This window comes from Streptomyces hoynatensis, assembly GCF_003626535.1.
Lineage (GTDB): Bacteria > Actinomycetota > Actinomycetes > Streptomycetales > Streptomycetaceae > Streptomyces > Streptomyces hoynatensis.
In genome coordinates this window covers 101,710-119,487 of the sequence record NZ_RBAL01000005.1, presented here as the reverse complement: position 1 = coordinate 119,487, position 17,778 = coordinate 101,710, and the positions used below count along the sequence as shown (strand labels likewise).

Genomic DNA, 17,778 nt, shown 5'->3' with positions numbered 1-17,778 from the left:
CCCCCGGACCGGGCGGCGGGCTCTGCACCGGGCGGCGGGCCCGGCTTCCGCGGTGCTCAGCCCGGGGAACGGGGCACGACGAGGCCGGACTCGTAGGCGGCGACGACCGCCTGGGCGCGATCCCGCAGGCCCAACTTGCGCAGCACCCGGCTGACATGGGTCTTGACGGTCTCCTCACTGACCGACAGCCGCGCGGCTATCTCCCCGTTGGACAGGCCCTCGGCCACCAGCCGCAGCACCTCCCGCTCCCGCACCGTCAGCGCCCCCAGCGCGGGAGAGGCCGGCCGGGGCCGCAGGCGGGCGAACTCCCCGATCAGCCGCCTGGTGACGCTCGGCGCGAGCAACGCCTCGCCCGCCGCCACCACGCGAACCGCGTCGAAGAGCCGCTCGGCCGTCACGTCCTTGACCAGGAAGCCGCTGGCCCCTGCCACCAGAGCGTCGTAGACGTGCTCGTCCAGGTCGAACGTCGTCAGCATCAGCACCCGCGGCGGCCTCGGCCCCGACGTCAGCAGCCGCGTCGCCTCGATGCCGTCCAGCCGCGGCATCCGGACATCCATCAGCACGACGTCGGGCCGCTGCCCCCGGCACAGCTCGACCGCCTCGGCCCCGTCGGCCGCCGTGCCCACCACCGTCAGGTCGGGCTGGGTGCCGAGGAGGGCGGCGAACCCGGCCCTCACCACCTCCTGATCGTCGGCGATCACGACCCGCACGGGCTGCCCGGGCCCGGGGGCGCTCACGGCCCCGCCCCCGCCGGCAGCGCCGCCTCCACCACGAACCCCCCGCCGGGCGCCGGCCCCGCCCGCACGCTGCCGCCGACGGCCGCCACCCGCTCCCGCATGCCGAGCAGCCCGTGCCCGCCGCCCGCCGCCGGGCCCGGCGGGAGACCCGGGCCCATGTCGCGGACCCGCAACCGCACCTGGCCGGGTGCGTAACCCACCTCGACGTCGACCGCGGCCCCCGGCGCGTGCCTGCGGGCGTTGGTCAGGGCCTCCTGCACCACCCGGTAGGCGGTCAGCGCGACGCCGTCGTCGAGCGGTGTCTCCGCGCCGTGGACGATGAGGCGCACCCGGCCACCGCCGGTGGCGCGGTTCTCGTCGACGAGCTCCAGCAGGTCGAGCAGCCGGCCGCGCCCCGGCTGCGGACGCCTGCCCGGCTCAGGTCCGTCGGCGTCCTCGCGCAGCACCCCGAGCAGCCGGCGCATCTCGGTCAGCGCGGTCCGCGCCGTGTCGCCTATGGCCAGCAGCCGGGCGGCACCCTCGGGCGGCAGGCCGGGCGTCGTCAGCCTGGCCGTCTCCGCCTGCACCGAGATCATCGATATGTGGTGGGCGACGACATCGTGCAACTCCCGGGCTATGCGGGCCCGTTCGCCGCGGGCCGTGAGCTCCAGCAGGGTGCCCTCGAAGGCCCGGGCCGACTCGGCCCTGCGGCTGGCGGCGGCCTTGGCCGCGCGCCACCTGTGCAGGCCGAGCGGCAGCCACAGGCCGAGCGCGGGCACCGCGCCGACCAGGCTCGGCCCGGTGGCCAGCGGGAGGGTCAGCAGCTCCGCCGCGGTCACCGCGAGCGCGGCCGGCAGCGGATACGTGGCGAAGAAGGCCACGGGCACGGTCGTGCACAAGGCCAGCATCACCGCGAAGGGCAGGACACCGACCGCGCCGTCCGCGCGCAGCACGGCCTCCGCCACGGCCGCCGGGCACAGCGCCGCCGCGGCCGCCTGGCCCACGCGGGCCAGGCCGGCGGCCCGGCCCGCGTGGGCCAGGCGCTCTCCAAGGGCACTCGGCTGCTTCATGGCTCACATTCTTGCCGCGCCGCCCTCCCGCCGAATCCCCCTGGCCGGGGGCACACGAGTAGCTCTCAGGAGGGACAGACCGGGCGCCCGTCCCCTGCCCCGTGGCCCCCAAGTCGGCACGCCCGTGGGACGCGAAGGGCCCCGCCGCGTCCGTAGCCTCCGGGCCATGAGCTTGGAAGCGACGATCGACGTGCGCGGCCTGCGCAAGCGTTACGGCCCGACCGTGGCCGTGGACGGCCTGACGTTCACGGTGCGGCCCGGCCAGGTCACCGGATTCGTGGGCCCGAACGGCGCGGGCAAGTCCACCACGCTGCGGCTGATACTCGGCCTCGACAGACCGGACGAGGGGGCCGCGCTGATCGGCGGGCGCCCCTACGGGCACCTGCGCAAGCCGCTCAGCGAGGTGGGGGCGATGCTCGACGCCTCCGCCGCGCACCCGGCGCGGTCCGCGCGGCACCACCTGCTGTGGCTGGCGCACGCGGGCGGGCTGCCGGCGCGGCGGGTCACCGAGGTGCTCGACCAGGTGGGCCTGGCCTCGGCGGCCCGCCGCGCCGTGGGCGGCTTCTCGCTCGGCATGCGGCAACGGCTCGGCATCGCGGGCGCGTTGCTCGGCGATCCTCCGGTGCTGATATTCGACGAGCCGGTCAACGGCCTCGACCCGGAGGGCGTGCGCTGGATTCGCGGGCTGCTGCGTTCGCTCGCCGCCGAGGGCAGGGCCGTGCTGGTGTCGAGCCACCTGATGAGCGAGCTGGAGGACAGCGCCGACCACCTGCTCGTGCTCGGCCGTGGCCGGCTGCTCACCGACACCGGCGTGCGCGAGCTGCTCGACGCGGCCTCCGGCGGCCACACCCGCCTGCGCACCCGGGACCGCGGCCGGGCCATGGCCGTGCTGGCCCGGGCCGGTGCGCGCGTGGCCTCCCTCGACGCGGACACGCTCACCGTCTCCGGCCTCCCGGCCGAGCGCATCGTGGAGCTGCTCGGCGAGCACCGCGTGCCCTTCACCGAACTCGCCGGTCACCGGGCCTCGCTGGAGGAGGCGTACATGGAACTGACCAGGGACGCGGCCGACTACCGGGCCGCCGGGCAGCGGGCGGAGGACGGGTCGTGAGCGGCGAGCGGCCGGGCGCCGGCGCGGGCGCAGGCGCGGACGGGGGCGCGGCCCCCGTCGTCAGCGCGGGCGCAGGCGCGGACAGGGGCGCGGATGCGGCAACGGGCGCCGGGGTGGTGCCCTACCGGAGCAACTTCGCGGACGGGACGCCCGGGTTCGGCGGCCTGCTGCGCGCGGAGTGGACGAAGTTCAGGTCGGTCCCGCGCTGGGTGCTCACCCTCCTCGCCGCGGTCGTGCTGACCGTGCTGATCGCGCTGATCACCGCGAACGGCAGCGAACGCGCCGTCGCCGGAGGGGGCGAGGACCCCGCGGACTCCGGGGCCTCCGCGGACTTCCGCATTCGGGACGGCGGTCACTTCCTGTACCAGCCGCTGCCGGGCGACGGCGAACTGGTCGCCAGGGTGACCGAGTTGACCGGCACCCAGGACTGGGCCAAGGCGGGCCTGATGATCAGGGCGGGCGACGAGGCCGGCGGCACCTACGCCGCGCTCGTCGCCACCCCCGGGCACGGCGTCAGGCTCCAGACCGGGTTCACGCAGGTGGCGGGCGAGCGTGCGGAGGCCGCGGTGCCGCGCTGGCTGCGGCTGACCCGCGAGGGCCGGACCGTCACCGGCTACGAGTCGGCCGACGGCGAAAACTGGAGCAGGGTGGGCAGCGTCGACCTCACCGGGCTGCCCGCCACGGCACAGGCCGGGCTCTTCGTGGCCTCGCCCGACGAGGTGCACGTGGACCGGCAGTTCGGCGGGGAGAGCATCTCGCAGGAACCGACGGAGGCCGAGGCCACGTTCGACGGGGTCACGCTGCGGCCGGAGAGCGGCGCGGCGGCGGGGGAGTGGCAGGACCGGGCCCGTTCGCTCGCGGCGGGCGGCTCCGCCACGCGGCTGGGCCCGGACGCGTTCACGCTGCGGGGCGCGGGGGACATCGGCCTCGACCCGGGCTTCGCCGACGACAGCGCAAGGAACCTCCTCGAAGGCGCCCTCGCCGGGCTGGTCGCGGTGGTGGCGCTCGCGGTGCTCTTCCTCGGCTCCGAGTACCGGCGCGGCATGATCCGCCTCACCTTCGCCGCCACCCCGGGACGCGGCCGGGTCCTCGCCGCGAAGGCCACGGTGCTCGGCGCGGTGGCCGGGGCCGCCGGGGCGGTCGCCGCGGCGGCCGCGGTGCTCCTGGCGGGGCCGATGCTCGACGGGGCCGGGCGCGTCTCGCTGACCGAAGGGCCGGTGCTGCGCGCCGTGCTCGGCACCGGGCTGCTGCTCGGGCTGGTCGCGGTCCTCGCGCTCGGCGTGACGGCGCTGGTGCGGCACAGCGCGGCGGCGATCGCCCTGGTGCTGCTGCCGCTGCTGGTGCCCAGGCTGCTGGCCGGCGGGCTGCCGCTGAACGCCGCCGAGTGGCTGCAACGCCTCACCCCCGCCGCCGGGTTCGCGATTCAGCAGACGGTGCGGCGCTACGACACGGCGATCGGCCCCTGGGCGGGCCTGGCGGTCCTGGCGGGCTACACGGCGGTGGTGCTCGCGGCGGCGTACGCGCGGATGCGGAGGCGGGACGCGTGAGGCGGGCGCTGCGCGCGGAGTGGACCAAGCTGTGGACCGTGCCGAGCACCGGCTGGCTGCTGCCCGCCGTGGTCCTGCTGACGGTGGGCGCGGGCGCCGCGGCCATGGCCGCCGTGGACGTCTCCCAGTGCCCCTCGCCCGCCGAGTGCTTCGAGGACACCACGCGGCTCAGCCTCGACGGGGTCAGGCTCGGGCAGGCCGCGGTCGCGGTGCTCGCGGTCCTGGTGATCACCGGCGAGTACGGCACCGGCCTCATGGGGCTCACGCTGGCCGCCTTCCCGCGGCGGGTGCCGGTGCTGCTCGCCAAGGCGGGGGTGCTCGCGGCGGCGGTCGCCGTGGCAGGGACGGTGGCGGTGCTCGGCTCGCTCGCCGCGGGCCGGGGCATCCTGCCCGCCGGCGGGTTCACCGCGGCGAACGGCTATCCCGGGCTCTCGCTCGCCGACGGGCCCACGCTGCGGGCGGCCGTGGGCACCGTGCTCTACCTGGTGCTGGTGGCGCTGCTCGCGCTCGGCGTCGGGGCCGTCGTCCGCGACACGGCGGCGGCCCTCACGCTGGTGCTCTCCCTGCTGTACCTGGCGCCGGTGCTGGCCTCCCTGATGGGCGACCAGCGGTGGCGGGAACGCATCGAGGAGTTCTCCCCGATGCCGGCCGGGCTGGCGATCCAGTCGACCAGGGGCCTGGACCGGCTGCCGATCGCCCCCTGGCCTGGGCTCGGCGTGCTCCTCGCGTACAGCGCCGCCGCCCTGCTGCTCGGCACCCTCCTCCTGGCGAGGCGCGACGCCTGACCGCCGGAAGGCGCGACGCCGGAGCGCCGGGAGCCGCCAGGCCTGAACGCCGGGGGCCGCCAGGCCTGAACGCCGGGGGCGCGCAAGGACGTTCGCGCTCCCCGGGCGTTCGGTGTTCCGCCGCTTCGCGCCCGGCGCCCGGCCGGTACGCACGCGGCGGTGCGCGACGGCAGGCGACCGGGCGCGGCGGCAGGTGCCGGCCGGTGACGGCGCGCGGGGGTGTGCGACGGCGCGCCCGGCGCGCGCGGTCGGTGCCCGTCAGCGCGGGACGGTGACGACGATCTTGCCGATCTGCACGTTCGACTCCAGGTGCCGGTGGGCTTCCCGGATGCTGTCGAGCCCCTCGAAGACCCGGTCGACGACCGGCCGGAACGTCCCGTCGCGCAGGCCGGCGGTGACGAAGGCCGTGGCCTCCCGCTGCTTGCCCGCGTCGGCCGTCGTCTCCGCGGTGATGCTGTAGCCGCTGAGGCGGACCCCCGAACGCAGGAAGCTGAGCGCGGGGGCCTCGATGGTCTGGCCGCCGAGCGTGCCGTAGAGCACGATCCTGCCGCCGTGCGCCGTCGCGCGCGCCACCTCGCTCACGCCGGGGCCCGCGACCGCGTCGAAGACGAGGTCGGCGCCGCGGCCCTCGGTGACCCGGAGCACCCCGGTGGCCACGTCCTCCTCGTCCGTCACGATCACCTCGGCCGCGCCCGCCGCGAGCAACTGCTCGCGCTTGGCCGCGGTCCTGGTGGTGGCGACGGGCCTGGCCCCGAGGCGGCGGGCGAGCTGGATGGCCGCGAGCCCCACGCTGCTGGACGCCGCGGTCAGCACCACCGTCTCGGCCGGCCGCAGCCCGCCGGTGTGGACCAGGCCGCCGAAGGCCGTGAGGTAGGCCATCCACACCGCCGAGCCGGTCACCGCGTCCACGTTCTCCGGGCGGTCGACGACCGCGTGCGCCGGGACGATCGCCGCCTCGCCGTACACGTGGTAGTCGTTCATCCGGAAGGCCGGGATCGTGCTCACCCGCTGTCCCTCGGCGAGGCCGGTGACCCCCTCGCCGAGGGCCTCGACGACGCCCGCGGCCTCGTAGCCGAGCCCCGCGGGGAACGTCCGCACCGGCTGGCCGTAGGTCCCGGCGCGGAACAGCGCCTCCGCCCGGTTCAGCCCGAGCGCGTCCACCCGGATGCGCACCTCGCCCGCGCCCGGCTTCCCGGGCTCGGCCTCCTCCACCCGCAACACCTCTGGCCCGCCGTGCTCGTGGAACCGCACCACCCTGACCATGCCACGCACCTTTCACTCGGCTGTGCGCCGGATCGCGAGTCCCACTGAACGCCAAAGTTTGACGCTTGTCAAACTACGGCCATTGTCGAACTACGGCTGTCGTCGAACTGGCGCGATCCGGCGCGGGCTGCGCGCCCGGCTCCCGCGGCCGGACGCCGCCCCGTCCCGGCGAGTGTCCGGCCGCGGCGGCGCGCGCGGCGGGACGGGCCCGCACCGGGGCGCAACTGCCACTCGTGCGCCCGGTCGCGCGCCGGCGCCCGGGGCGCGCCGGGGCGGGCGGCTCAGCTCGCGCGCGAGCGGCCGACGTAGACGTTGCGCGCGTGGTAGAGCGTCTCGCCCGAGGGGCCGGAGCTGCCGGACGAGCCCTCCATCTGGAGGTTGCAGATCAGCCACAGAGGCTTGCCCACGAAGCCGGCGCCGCGGTGCGCCCCCTTCCAGGTGCCGTCCAGGTAGTAGTGGATGTCCACGTCCGCGTCGTTGACCTTGGTGATCCACGCCCGGTACTCGTGCCAGCTCCCGGGGGAGGAGACCGACACGATGGTGCTGTCCACGTCGGAGGAGGTGCGGAAGGTGTTGAACCAGTTGCGCGCGTCCCCCTTGAACTCCAGGATGTCGCTCTCCGGCGGCCAGCTGTTGACCCCGGTCAGCCAGAAGGCGGGCCAGGTCCCCGGCGCGCTCGGCGCCTGGAACTCGCCCTTCACCTCGTAGTTGGGGAACTGGCTGTTCACCAGCACCTGGTGCTTCAGGTGCACCGCGCCCGAGTGGTAGTGGATCGGCAGGTGCGGCGAGGAACTGCTCGTTCCCTCGTCCCAGGTGATCCGGGCGGCCTTGAGGGTGAGCACCCCGCCCGGCTCCAGGTAGACGTGGTTGTGGTCGGAGGTGCTCCCGTACATCCGCGCGGTCCCGTTGTGGTCGGAGCCCCACGGGTAGAGGTAGTTCCAGTGCGCCTCGAACGCCTGGTAGCCGGCGAACGAGGTGGTGTCCAGCACGGTTTCGAACGTGTCGGCCCGCGCGGCGCCCGCGAGGCCGATGCCTGCCGCCGCGGCTCCGGCGAAGGTTGCGGCGGCGCCGGTGAGGAACGTTCTGCGATCGGTGCGTCCGTCCATGGGGGGACCTCCAGAGATCGGCTGACGGAACAGAATCGAACAGCACCTCCCAGCTTCACTCATCCTGGCAGCTGTTGAGGGCATGTCAACCCCAGTGGTTCGCTGCCTGCCGGCCGTCCCGATTCCCACTTTCGTCAGGGCGTCTCTCTCCCTTTCGGCCGAAGCCCCGGGCCCGCCGCACGCCTAGGCTCCCTGGCCCATGAACGACACACACCCCGCCGTGGCGCGCTGGGCGGCGGCGTCTGCGGTGCTCGCGGCGGGCTGCGCACTCGTCGCCTGGCTCGCCCCCGGCGGCCTCGGCGACCCGGGGCGGATCGAGGTCACCGACGGCGCCTCGGCGACCGTCTACCGCCAGGTCACCGACGCCCTCCGGGGCCTGCCGCACGGGCTCGGCCGCCCACTCGACCTGGCCTCCGACGGTCTCCTGGTGGCCCTCGCGCTGCTGGCGGCATGGACCGCCCTGCCCGCGCTGCGCGGCAGGGAGCCGCGACCGCTCGCCGCCCTCGCCGCCGTCGGCACCGCGGGGGCGTACGCCGCGAGCGAGGCGCTGAAGCTCGTCGTGGACGAGGACCGGCCCTGCCGCGCGCTGCCGGACGCCGAATCGCTCGCCGCCTGCCCGCCCGCGGACGACCTCTCCTTCCCCAGCAACCACGCGGCCCTCGCCGCGGCAATGGCCACCGGACTGCTGTGGGCCGCGCCGCGGCTCGGCGCCGCCCTGGCCGCGCCGCTGGCGCTCGCCACCGCGGCCCTGCGGGTCGCCGTGGGCGTGCACTACCCGCACGACGTCCTGGCCGGCGCCGTCCTCGGGGCGGCGCTCACCTCCGCCCTGCTGCTCGCCCTCCTCCCGCCGGCCGGCCGCCTTCTCGGCGCGGCGCCCCCCTTCCGCACGGGCCGCTCCCGTTCGGCCCCGACCGGTACGGCCCCGACCGGTGCGGCGGGCCGGCCGGGTGGGCCGGGGGCCGACGGGGCCCGGGGACCGGGTGGACCGGGAGCCGGGGGCGCGTCGCAGTCGACCGCGCAACTTCCGGCGACCGCGCAACTTCCGGCGACCGCGCAACTTCCGGCGGGCGCGAGACACCGGCGCGCGCGGCAGCCGGAGCGGCCGGGCGGGACGGAACTGCCCGGCCCGAGAGCCCAGGAACAGGCGCCGGACGCCACCGCATCGGAGCGAGACGCCACCGCATCGGAGTGAACTGTCACGCCGGGGGGCCGCCTCCCGTCTGGTTCGCATGACGAGTGACGACCGTAAGACGACCGATCGCGAAACCGGGCGGATGGAAAGCGACCCGAAACGAGCCGAACCGGTGGCCGGACCGCGCGAGGCGGCCGACCGCGCGGCCGACGCCCCGGCCGACCGCCCGGGTGCGCGCCGGGGCGCACGCCTCACCGTGGCCGTCGCCGGGGGCACCGGCACGCTCGGGCGCGAGGTGGCGGGGGAACTGCGCAGGCACGGCCACGAGGTGCGGGTCCTCAGCCGCCGCTCGGCCGAGTACCGGGTGGACCTCGCCACGGGCGAGGGGCTCGCGGACGCCCTGGCCGGTTGCGACGTGGTGGTGGACGCGGCCAACAACCCCTCTTCGGCGAAGGGTGCCCGGCTGACCCTCGTCGAGGGCACCCGCCACCTGCTGGCGGCCGGGGCGCCGGCGGGCGTGCGGCACCACGTCTGCGTGTCGCTGCTCGGCTGCGAACGGGTGCCGGTCGGCTACAACCGCGTGAAGGAGGAACAGGAACGGCTGGTCACCGAGGGGCCGCTGCCCTGGAGCATCGTCAGGGCGGCCCAGTTCCACGAACTGGTCGGCAGGATGTTCACCACCGCCGGGCGCCGGCGGGTGCTGCCGGTGCCGGGGGCGCTGCTCCAGCCGGTCGCCGCGGCCGAGGTGGCCGCGGTCGTCGCGGAGGTCGCCGAGGGGCCTGAGGCGCGCGGTCGGGTCACCGTCGCCGGGCCCGAGGTGGTGAACGCGCGGGCGCTCGCGCGAACCTGGCGCTCCCTGACCGGACGGCGCGCGCTCCTGCTTCCGGTGCGCGTTCCGGGGCGCGCGGGCCGGGCCCTGCGCGCCGGCGCATTGACCGACGAACGACCGGATTATCGCGGATCGGCAACGTTTGCGGACTGGGTGATGTCTCAACGCGATGCGAGCGCCCGTTAGCGGGTATCTCTCCCACGCCGCCTTCGGCCAGTAAGGGGGCATCGGCAAGGGGAGAGGGGACGCCATGTGGGTGGTGTCGCGATGATCCCCGTCGGGAGACCCGCGGGGGACTTACCCGACCTCGACCGGCTCACGCCGGCCCAGCAGATGGGAATCGCCTGCGTGCGGTGCGGGCGCCGATTAGGGGCCTCCGGGCTCAGGCTGGGCCTGGTCAGGGACCGCTGGGGGCACGTCTTCATCCTGTGGGCCTGCGCCCCGCACTGCCCCGTCGGCACCACCTTCTTCCACCGGCGCTGAGGGGGCGCGCGCGAGGCCGCCGGGCACGCGGGCGCCGGCCGTACGCCCTTGGGCGCCACCCGGCCTCGCCCGCCTGTCGGCCTCCCGCCTCGTCTCCCTGCCTCGTCTCCCTGCCTCGTCACCGCGCGGCTCGTCACCGCGCGGCTCGTTACCGCGCGGCTCGTCACCGCGCGGCCTCGCCGCCCCGCCTCGCCCTGCGGGATGAGGCCCGGGTGGCTAGCGTGGAACCGCGGTGCGCGGCCGCCCGGCGTACGCCGGCGCGAGCGCGGCGCGCCGTCCACACGGCCAGGAGTCCCTGGAGACCCCGAGGAGAACCCATGCCCGACTTTCCCGAGGGGGCGCCCTGCTGGGCCGACGTCACGCTGCCCGATCTGGAGGCCGGAAAGCGCTTCTACGGCGAGCTGTTCGGCTGGACGTTCGAATCGGCCTCCGACAAGTACGGCGGCTACACCCAGGCGTACTCCGAGGGCGAGCCGGTGGCCGCGCTCGCCCCGCAGATGCCGGGGCAGGTGGACACCGTGCCGCCGGCCTGGACCCTGTACTTCGCCTCCCCCGACGTCAGGGAGACCGCGGCCAGGATCCGGGACAACGGCGGCGAGCTGCTGATGGAGCCCATGGAGGTCGGCGACTTCGGCCGGGTCCTCATCGCGCGCGATCCCGGCGGCGTGCTCTTCGGCGTCTGGCAGGAGGGCGCCCACCACGGGTTCGGCAGGCAGGGCGAGCCCGGCTCGTTCTGCTGGGCGGAGGTGCACACCAGGGACCCCGGCGCGGCCGACGCCTTCTACCCCGCGGTCTTCCCGATCGACGCGAGGGGTCTCGCCGACCCCTCCGGCCTCGACTTCAAGGTGTGGAGCGTCGGGGGAACGCCGGTGGCGGGCCGGTTCGCGATCCCGGCCGACGCCCCGGCGGAGGCCCGGCCGCACGCCCAGGTGTACTACGCCGTCTCCGACTGCGACGCGAAGGTGGCCGAGGTGCAGCGGCTCGGCGGGCGGCTGATCGACGGCCCCATCGACAGCCCGTACGGCAGGCTGGCCACCGTGGCCGACCCGATGGGCGCCGGGTTCGCGCTCATCGACACGTCCACCACCACGGGACAGCAGCCCGAACTGCGGTAGCGGGCGCACGCGGGCGCCCGCCCCACCGACGCACGGGGACCCCGCGACTCCGCAACGCCTCGCGCGCCGCACACGCCTCGCGCGCCGTCAACCTCGCGACGCCGCAGGGCCCCCACTGCCCGCTACGGCGCGATCACCTCACCGAACCCCGCCCCGTACGGCGTGAGCCCGCCGACGGCCGAGGCGCACACGCCGAAGGAACCCGCCGTGGTGATCCCGGAACCGGCGCGCCCCTCGGCGAACCACGCACAACCCTCCTCGTTCTCCCCCGGCGCACCCACCGCGAGGTCGGCCGCGCCGTCGCCGTCGAAGTCGGCCAGGCGCGTCTGCCGCCCGAAGAGATCGAGGTACTCGGCCGCGCCGCTCACCCCGGCCGCATTCTGGTGCAGGGCGAGCGCGCCCTCGCCGGTCAGGCCGGCGGCGGAACCGCGCAGCACCACCACGGCGCCCGCATCCTGCGTGTCGCCCACGTCCTCGCCCGGAATCCCCACCACCACGTCGGCATAGCCGTCGCCGTCGGTGTCGCCCACGCCGAGCGCCGCGCCGAACGCGTCCTCCGGCTCGCCCGAGCCCGGCACCCCGCCCACGTCCTGCCGCAACCTGGTCGGGGTCTGCGCCGGGTCGATCCCGCGCGGCCCGCCGTACCAGACGGTCAGTTCGCCGCCGGTGCCGCGCCCCACCCGGTCCACCGGGTCGCCGAGCACCAGGTCGCCGTAGGAGTCGCCGTCGACGTCCGCGATCGCGCCGGTCAGCCCGTCGGCGCCGGTCAGCTCCGTGCGCACGAACGCGCCCTGCCGCCAGTCGTCCACGTAGACCCGGCCGCCCGGGTCGCCCGCGTCGGGCCCGGGCAGCAGCACCCGTTCCGCGGCGGCGTCGCCGTCGAGACTGCCCGCGACGCCCCCGAGTACCGGCCCCGTCAGCGCGTCCCGGCTCTCGCCCGCCGGCTCACCCGTCCGGGTGAACGGGCCCGTGAAGTGGCCGGCTCCGCAGTCGCTGCCCGCGGTCAGATCGGGGGAGCCGTCGCCGTTCACGTCGCCCGTGAAGAGGGCGGCCCCGAACCGGCAGCCCTCCTCGGCGCCTTCGGGGAGGTCCGGGCCCGAGGCGGCGAGTACCGCGCCGCCGCTGAGCCCGCTCCGGCCGCCCCAGAGGACGGTGACTCCGCCGGTCAGCACGACGCCGCCCACCGCCTCGCCGGGCGAGCCGACCAGCAGGTCCGCGTAACCGTCCCCGTCCAGGTCGGCGCTCGCGGTGGCGCCGCCGAACCGGTCCCCGGCCTCGGCCGCACCCGGCACGCCCGGGCTCGCCTGGGAGAGGACCGCGCTCCCGGCCGCGCTCAGCCCGCCGGCCGAGCCGTAGAAGACCACGACCGCCCCGGCGCCCGGCCGGTCGTTCACGCTGGCGAGGGCATGGGAGACCGCGAGGTCGGGGTAGCCGTCGCCGTTGAAGTCGGCGTACGCCGCGCCCGCGGCGGAGGCGGCGCTGGTTGGCGCGGCGGTGGTCGGTGCGGCGCTGGTCGGCGCGGCGGTGGCCGATAAGCCGCCGGCCGGCCGGGCGGTGGCCGGTGTGCCGGAGGCCGACGAGGCGCTGGAGGGAGCGCCGACGGCCGGGGCCGAGGAGGCGGTCAGCGCGGGGGACGCGGGGGAGAGTGCCGTGGAGAGGGCCGCGGCTGTCGCCACAAGTCCGGGGAAAACAAGCACACGTGACTCCTTCTTTCGCCGGTCTCGGGGGGACAGGCCCGATCGTAAGGGCGCGGCACCGGTGCCCGGCAGCCCCCGACGAGGCACTTTGCGCCGTTCCGCGCGCCCTCTGCGCCCGCGGTGGTGGGGGCAGCCATCGAGGGGCCGGAGGTTGAGCGGGGCGCCCGTGTGGGGGAGAGTGCCTGGTGCACCTGTGCGAACGGCGGGCCCCGCGGACCGCCGGGACCGCCGAGACCCCGATCCAGAAACCACACCCCACCTCAACGCCACCACGAGATCACAGGGAGCCACCCCGCCATGCGGCTGATGCGTGTGGGCGAGGCGGGCCGGGAGCGGCCCGTCCTCGTCTCGTCCGACCGGCACTACGACCTGCGTCCCGTCACGGAGGACATCGACGGGCGCTTCCTGGCCGCCCTGGCCGAGGACCCCGGGATCGTCCCGCCGGCGTCCGCGCTGCCGGAGACCGACATCGGCGGCGAGCGCGTCGGCCCACCCGTCGCCAGGCCCTCCGCGGTGCTGTGCATCGGGCAGAACTACGCGGCGCACGCGCGCGAGTCAGGCGCGGAACCGCCGGAGCGGCCCATCCTCTTCTACAAGTCCCCCAACACGGTCGTCGGCCCGTACGACGACGTGCTGATCCCGCGCGGCTCACAGAAGACCGACTGGGAGGTGGAACTCGCCGTCGTCATCGGCCGCCGCGCCCGCTACCTGGAGTCGCCGGCCGCCGCCCTCGCGCACGTCGCCGGCTACGCGCTGAGCAACGACGTCTCGGAACGCGCCTTCCAGCTGGAGGAGTCCGGCGGGCAGTGGTCCAAGGGCAAGAGCTGCGAGACCTTCAACCCGCTCGGCCCGGTGCTGGTGACCCCGGACGAGGCCGGCGAGCCGACCGGGCTGCGGCTGCGTTCCTGGGTGAACGGCGAGCCCAGGCAGGACTCGACGACCGCCGACATGATTTTCGGCGTGGCCGAGTTGATATACGACCTGTCGCAGTACCTGGTGCTTGAGCCGGGGGACGTCGTCAACACCGGTACCCCGCAGGGCGTCGCGCTCTCCGGCCGCTTCCCGTATCTGAGCGCCGGCGACGTGGTGGAACTGGAGATCACCGGGCTCGGCCGCCAGCGCTCGGTGCTGCGCCCGGCGCCCTGAGGCGCTTCCGGGCGCGGGGCCTTAGCTCGTTCGGGTGAGTTTTGGGCGGCGGCCCCGGCAAGCTGCCTGAGCAGCGGGGGTCCGCCGCGACGGGCCGGACGTTTCGGGCGCGGCGTGCCGTCACACTTGCGGTATGGCGAAGCCCCACGTGATCAACGTCCGCTTCGAGGGCGGCCCCCGCCACGGCCGCACGATCGACCTCGTCATCACCGACCGGGCACCACTGCCCTTGATGCTGGCCGCCCGCCAGGAAGGTCTGGGACAGGAGGGCGGGCACAGCCGAGACGGCCTGTACGAACTTCAGTCGACCCAGGGCGGCGGCACCCGCTACACCTGGATCGACGACCTGCCCCTGCGCGCCTGACCGGCGCCCGCCCGGCCCGCCGGGCGCCCCCGCCCGGCGCACCGCCCGACCGCTCCCTGCCGCCCAACGGCTCCTGCCGCCCAACGGCTCCTGCCCCGAACGGCTCCTGCCGCCCGACCGCTCCCTGCCGCCCGCCGACGAGGGCCGCTCCGCCCGAGAGCCGCCCCTCGCCGGGGGCTTGAACACGCCCGCCCCCGCCGACCGAACCGCGCCGGCGCCGACCGCGCGCGGCTCACGCGCCCCGCGCGGAGCGGGGCTCACCGGAGGCCGGGACCCCGCCGTTCGCCTCGTACTCCGCGCGCGAGAGGGCACACACCCGGACCCGCAGCCCGAGCACGGGCAACTCGGTCTCGCGGTCGAGGCGCATGCCGAGCTTTTCCATCACGCGGGCGGAGGCCCGGTTCTCCACCCGGCAGATGCTCACGACGCCCTCCAGACCCACCCGTGCGAAGCCGAACTCCAGGACGGCCCGCGCGGCCTCGGTGGCGAGCCCCCGGCCCCACAGGGCACGCGGCAGCCGCCAGCCGATTTCCACAGCGGGCAGAACCTCCGGCAGGAACCGCGGCACGGCCAGCCCCGTCCAGCCCGCGAACTCGCCCGTCTCGCGCAGTTGCAGCGCGAACAGCCCGTAGCCCGCCTCCTCCCAGCCCTGCCGCATCCGCTCCAGCGTGGCCGCGGTCTGCTCCCGGCTGCGCACGGAACCGTCGGCGATGTAACGCATCACCTCGGGGTCGGCGTCCATGGCGGCCAGCGGGTCGAGGTCCTCGTCCCGCCAGCCCCGCAGCACCAGCCGCTCGGTCCTCAGCTCCACGCCCCCCGTCCGCGGCTCCCCCGTCCGCGGTTGATCCGCCCGTGGCTCCTCCGCCTGCGGTTGATCCGCCCGCGGTTGTTCCGCCATGCTCTGCGCCCTCCCGTCCCCGGCCTGCCGTTCGCCGTCCATGATGCCTGCCGGCCGTCGCGGCCCGGCCGGGGAACGTGAGGGAACGGCGGTCAGCGCCCGCGGCCCCGGTCGTGGGCGCGCAGGAAGTCCTCCAGGCCGGCGAGGTCGTCGGTGTTGAGGTGGTCGACCCCGGCGGCGAGGAGCTCGCCCCACACGGCGTCCCTGGCCGGGCCGGCCACGTCCACCGTCTCCCAGAACCTGACCCGCTGCCCGGCCGCATGTGCCCGGCCGACGAGGTCGCGCAGCAACTCCCGTTCCTCGGCCGGGAACTCCCCCTCGCCGCGCCAGGTGAAGGAGGAGGTCCAGTTGTCGCTGATCAGGGGAATGAACGAGGCGGGCGCGCCGGAACCGAGATCGGCGAGGCGGCCGTCGTAGAAGGCCAGGCTGACGGCGCCGGAGGCGATCTCCTCCTCCATCGGCACCCGCGCCGCCCGGTCCCCGGATATCACCGCGGTGACCGCGCCGGTGCTCACCCGGCCGCGGGTGGCCTCGGTCAGCATCGGCCGGTAGCGGCGCAGGTGCCGGGCCAGCTCCCGGTAGGTCGGGTCGCCCGCGCTCTTGATGTCGATGAGCAGCTGAAGCGGCAGCCGGCCGCCGCGGAACACCGAACCGTGGTTGCGGCGCACCAGCTCGAACAGCGGGTCGAGGTAGAGCGACTCGAGAGTGCGGCTCGGGTCCAGGTCCACCTCGTCGTGGGCGACGAGCAGGTGCCCGTCCACCAGCCAGATGTCCGCCTCCACGCTGGCGAAGCCGTGCGAGAGGGCGTCGAACAGCGGGTGCTCGTGCTCGTAGTCGTTGTGGGCGTGGGCCCGCTTGAGCGGGCCGCGCCGATGGGCGACGGCCGGGGTCGCGAGGCCGCCGACCAGGGCGGCTGCCGCGACACCGACGGCGGACATGGTGTGACGGCGGCTGAGGTGCGCCACGATTCCTCCCGGGACGGCTGTTGAGGCGGTGGCCGGGTGGCCGACCCGAGTGAGTATTGAGGAAGGAACCGTCAATTGGCCTTCGGCGGCAAAGAGTTCCCTCAGAGATCACCATCGCTTTCCCCGCGGCGGGTGTGGTATGCGGCGTATGGGTCGAATATGCATCTGGATCGGCTGGACTGTTACCTGCGCGGCGGCACCCCGCCGGGCGGGGCGCGCCGCCACCCCGGCTGCCGCGACCCCCGCCCGCCCTCCCGCTCGGTGCCGGTGACGCTGCCCGGCGTGCTGTACTTCGCCACCGAGTCACCGGTGTGGGGCGGCGGCCGCGCCTTCTACGACCCGGACGTCCCGGGCGGCACGGTGCCCGCCCACGCGCACCTGCTCACCCTCGGCCAGTTCTCCGACATCGCGGCGCAGGAGATGGGCCGTGCCCCGGGCAGGGACCTCGACCTCACCGAGGCGCTGCGGGCCGGGCGCGCGGCCCTCGGCCGGGGCCGGTACGAGACGCTGGTGTGCCTGGGCGAACGCGAAGGCCACCCGGTGTTCACCTTCACTGCGCCCTGGCGCAGTGACCAGGTCGGCCTCGTCGCCCCGGCGGCCGCCTACCTGCGCCATCTCGGCACCGGCCTGATCGCCGCCCACGGCTGGACCCCCGCCCGCGCCGCCGCCTACCTGGCCACCCGGCCCGGCGCCCGTGGCCACTGGACACACGACCGGATCGAGACGCTGCTGGCGGCGGCCATTCCCCGGTAGCCCCCGAAGCCGGCCGCCTTCCGCGCCGGCCGTCTTCCGCGCCGGCCCAAGGCCGCCGTCGGGCCCTCGTCTCCCGTCGGCGCCGGCGGCAACCGCGGCTGAGCACCATTACCCCGGAGGTCATCGCCACCGCCGCCGATGCTCGCGAGACTGGCCGAGCCGCGCCCACGGCGAGGCGGCACGGAAGCCACGCCCACGGCGAGGCGCGCACGAAAGCCGCGCAGGAGAAAGGCCACGCGATGACCACCCCCGACGACACCACGACCGTGGAGACCCGTTCCGTAGCCGAGGAACTGCTGCGCCGTATCGGCGCGGGCGACCCCGAGCACATCGCGGAGCTGTACGCCGACGGCGCCGACTGGCAGCTCGACTGGCCGGAGGCCGAACACGGGCGCGCGGCCACCCCGTGGATTCGCCACCGCTCCAGCCGCGGCGACGCGGCCGACCACTACCGCAGCCTCGCCGCCCACCACCTGCCGGAAGGCGCGGCCACCACGGTGGACGAGGTGCTGGTCACGGGCACCGACGCGATCTTGTTCGGGGAGATCCGGCAGACCGCCGCGTCGACCGGCCGGGCCTACCGCTCCCGGTTCGCCCTGCGGCTGACCGTCGAGAACGGGCTGATCACCCGGCACCACGTCTACGAGGACAGCCTGGCCGTCGCCCAGGCCTTCGCCCCCGAGACCACGGCCGCCTGAAGGACGTCCGGGCCGCGCGGCGGACGGGCGGCCCGGCGGCGGGCACCTGGCAGCCACTCCTCCCGCGGCGCCGCGCCGCGGCAACCGGCGAAACCGCCCGCGC

General features: G+C 75.8%; 18 protein-coding genes. 11 read left to right on the top strand and 7 right to left on the bottom strand.

Annotated features, from left to right (window positions below; all coding sequences use genetic code 11):
* Positions 1-56: 56 nt before the first annotated feature.
* Positions 57-737, bottom strand: a complete 681-nt coding sequence (locus D7294_RS10830) for a response regulator (RefSeq protein WP_120678189.1) — start codon at positions 735-737, stop codon at positions 57-59.
* Positions 734-1,786 (bottom strand): sensor histidine kinase, encoded by a 1,053-nt coding sequence (locus D7294_RS10825; protein ID WP_174248323.1) that lies wholly within the window; start codon positions 1,784-1,786, stop codon positions 734-736. The genes D7294_RS10830 and D7294_RS10825 overlap by 4 nt, the downstream gene beginning before the upstream one ends.
* Before the next feature lie 166 nt (positions 1,787-1,952).
* On the opposite strand from D7294_RS10825, the gene D7294_RS10820 reads away from it, so the two are divergent.
* From D7294_RS10820 to D7294_RS10810, 3 genes are read left to right on the top strand one after another with little or no spacing between them, the layout of a single operon-like run.
* Positions 1,953-2,894 carry an ATP-binding cassette domain-containing protein gene (locus D7294_RS10820; RefSeq protein ID WP_120678187.1) on the top strand — a complete coding sequence of 314 codons (942 nt, stop codon included), beginning with the start codon at positions 1,953-1,955 and terminating at the stop codon, positions 2,892-2,894.
* Positions 2,891-4,441: a DUF1349 domain-containing protein gene (locus D7294_RS10815; RefSeq protein ID WP_241562263.1), complete on the top strand. Its 1,551-nt coding sequence runs from the start codon at positions 2,891-2,893 to the stop codon at positions 4,439-4,441. Before D7294_RS10820 ends, D7294_RS10815 begins: the two co-directional genes overlap by 4 nt.
* Entirely contained in the window at positions 4,438-5,226 is a 789-nt protein-coding gene (locus D7294_RS10810; RefSeq protein ID WP_120678185.1) for an ABC transporter permease, read from the top strand. Before D7294_RS10815 ends, D7294_RS10810 begins: the two co-directional genes overlap by 4 nt.
* 258 nt (positions 5,227-5,484) lie before the next feature.
* On the opposite strand, the gene D7294_RS10805 is transcribed toward D7294_RS10810, so the two are convergent.
* Together D7294_RS10805 and D7294_RS10800 are read right to left on the bottom strand one after the other, a co-directional pair.
* Positions 5,485-6,489, bottom strand: a complete 1,005-nt coding sequence (locus tag D7294_RS10805) for a zinc-dependent alcohol dehydrogenase family protein (protein WP_120678184.1) — start codon at positions 6,487-6,489, stop codon at positions 5,485-5,487.
* Between the two features lie 281 nt (positions 6,490-6,770).
* Complete coding sequence (locus D7294_RS10800; protein WP_241562262.1) at positions 6,771-7,595, bottom strand: LamG domain-containing protein; 825 nt, start codon at positions 7,593-7,595, stop codon at positions 6,771-6,773.
* A gap of 199 nt (positions 7,596-7,794) precedes the next feature.
* Here D7294_RS10800 and D7294_RS32615 point away from each other — a divergent pair, with 199 nt between their 5' ends.
* The 4 genes from D7294_RS32615 to D7294_RS10780 all read left to right on the top strand — a co-directional run bounded on the left by D7294_RS32615 (position 7,795) and on the right by D7294_RS10780 (position 11,154).
* Positions 7,795-8,787 (top strand): phosphatase PAP2 family protein, encoded by a 993-nt coding sequence (locus tag D7294_RS32615; RefSeq protein ID WP_206619494.1) that lies wholly within the window; start codon positions 7,795-7,797, stop codon positions 8,785-8,787.
* A gap of 37 nt (positions 8,788-8,824) precedes the next feature.
* Positions 8,825-9,742, top strand: a complete 918-nt coding sequence (locus tag D7294_RS10790; protein ID WP_241562261.1) for an SDR family oxidoreductase — start codon at positions 8,825-8,827, stop codon at positions 9,740-9,742.
* Between the two features lie 81 nt (positions 9,743-9,823).
* A complete protein-coding gene (locus D7294_RS10785) occupies positions 9,824-10,039 on the top strand; it encodes a hypothetical protein (RefSeq protein WP_120678182.1) in 216 nt (71 codons plus the stop codon).
* A 317-nt stretch (positions 10,040-10,356) separates the two neighbouring features.
* Positions 10,357-11,154, top strand: coding sequence for a VOC family protein (locus tag D7294_RS10780; protein WP_120678181.1), 798 nt, complete (start codon positions 10,357-10,359; stop codon positions 11,152-11,154).
* Positions 11,155-11,276: 122 nt separating this feature from the next.
* On the opposite strand, the gene D7294_RS10775 is transcribed toward D7294_RS10780, so the two are convergent.
* Complete coding sequence (locus D7294_RS10775) at positions 11,277-12,851, bottom strand: FG-GAP and VCBS repeat-containing protein (RefSeq protein WP_241562260.1); 1,575 nt, start codon at positions 12,849-12,851, stop codon at positions 11,277-11,279.
* 297 nt (positions 12,852-13,148) lie between these two features.
* Between D7294_RS10775 and D7294_RS10770 the strand changes: the two genes are divergently transcribed.
* Both D7294_RS10770 and D7294_RS10765 read left to right on the top strand, forming a co-directional pair.
* Complete coding sequence (locus D7294_RS10770; protein ID WP_120678180.1) at positions 13,149-13,997, top strand: fumarylacetoacetate hydrolase family protein; 849 nt, start codon at positions 13,149-13,151, stop codon at positions 13,995-13,997.
* 133 nt (positions 13,998-14,130) lie between these two features.
* A complete protein-coding gene (locus tag D7294_RS10765; RefSeq protein WP_120678178.1) occupies positions 14,131-14,361 on the top strand; it encodes a hypothetical protein in 231 nt (76 codons plus the stop codon).
* A gap of 232 nt (positions 14,362-14,593) precedes the next feature.
* Here D7294_RS10765 and D7294_RS10760 read toward each other — a convergent pair whose 3' ends face one another.
* Entirely contained in the window at positions 14,594-15,172 is a 579-nt protein-coding gene (locus D7294_RS10760) for a GNAT family N-acetyltransferase (protein ID WP_241562259.1), read from the bottom strand.
* 179 nt (positions 15,173-15,351) lie between these two features.
* Entirely contained in the window at positions 15,352-16,224 is an 873-nt protein-coding gene (locus D7294_RS10755; RefSeq protein ID WP_120678176.1) for a phosphatidylinositol-specific phospholipase C/glycerophosphodiester phosphodiesterase family protein, read from the bottom strand.
* 159 nt (positions 16,225-16,383) lie between these two features.
* On the opposite strand from D7294_RS10755, the gene D7294_RS10750 reads away from it, so the two are divergent.
* Positions 16,384-16,977, top strand: coding sequence for a histone deacetylase (locus D7294_RS10750; RefSeq protein WP_120678174.1), 594 nt, complete (start codon positions 16,384-16,386; stop codon positions 16,975-16,977).
* 239 nt (positions 16,978-17,216) lie between these two features.
* Positions 17,217-17,675: a nuclear transport factor 2 family protein gene (locus D7294_RS10745; RefSeq protein WP_120678172.1), complete on the top strand. Its 459-nt coding sequence runs from the start codon at positions 17,217-17,219 to the stop codon at positions 17,673-17,675.
* Positions 17,676-17,778 lie beyond the last annotated feature (103 nt).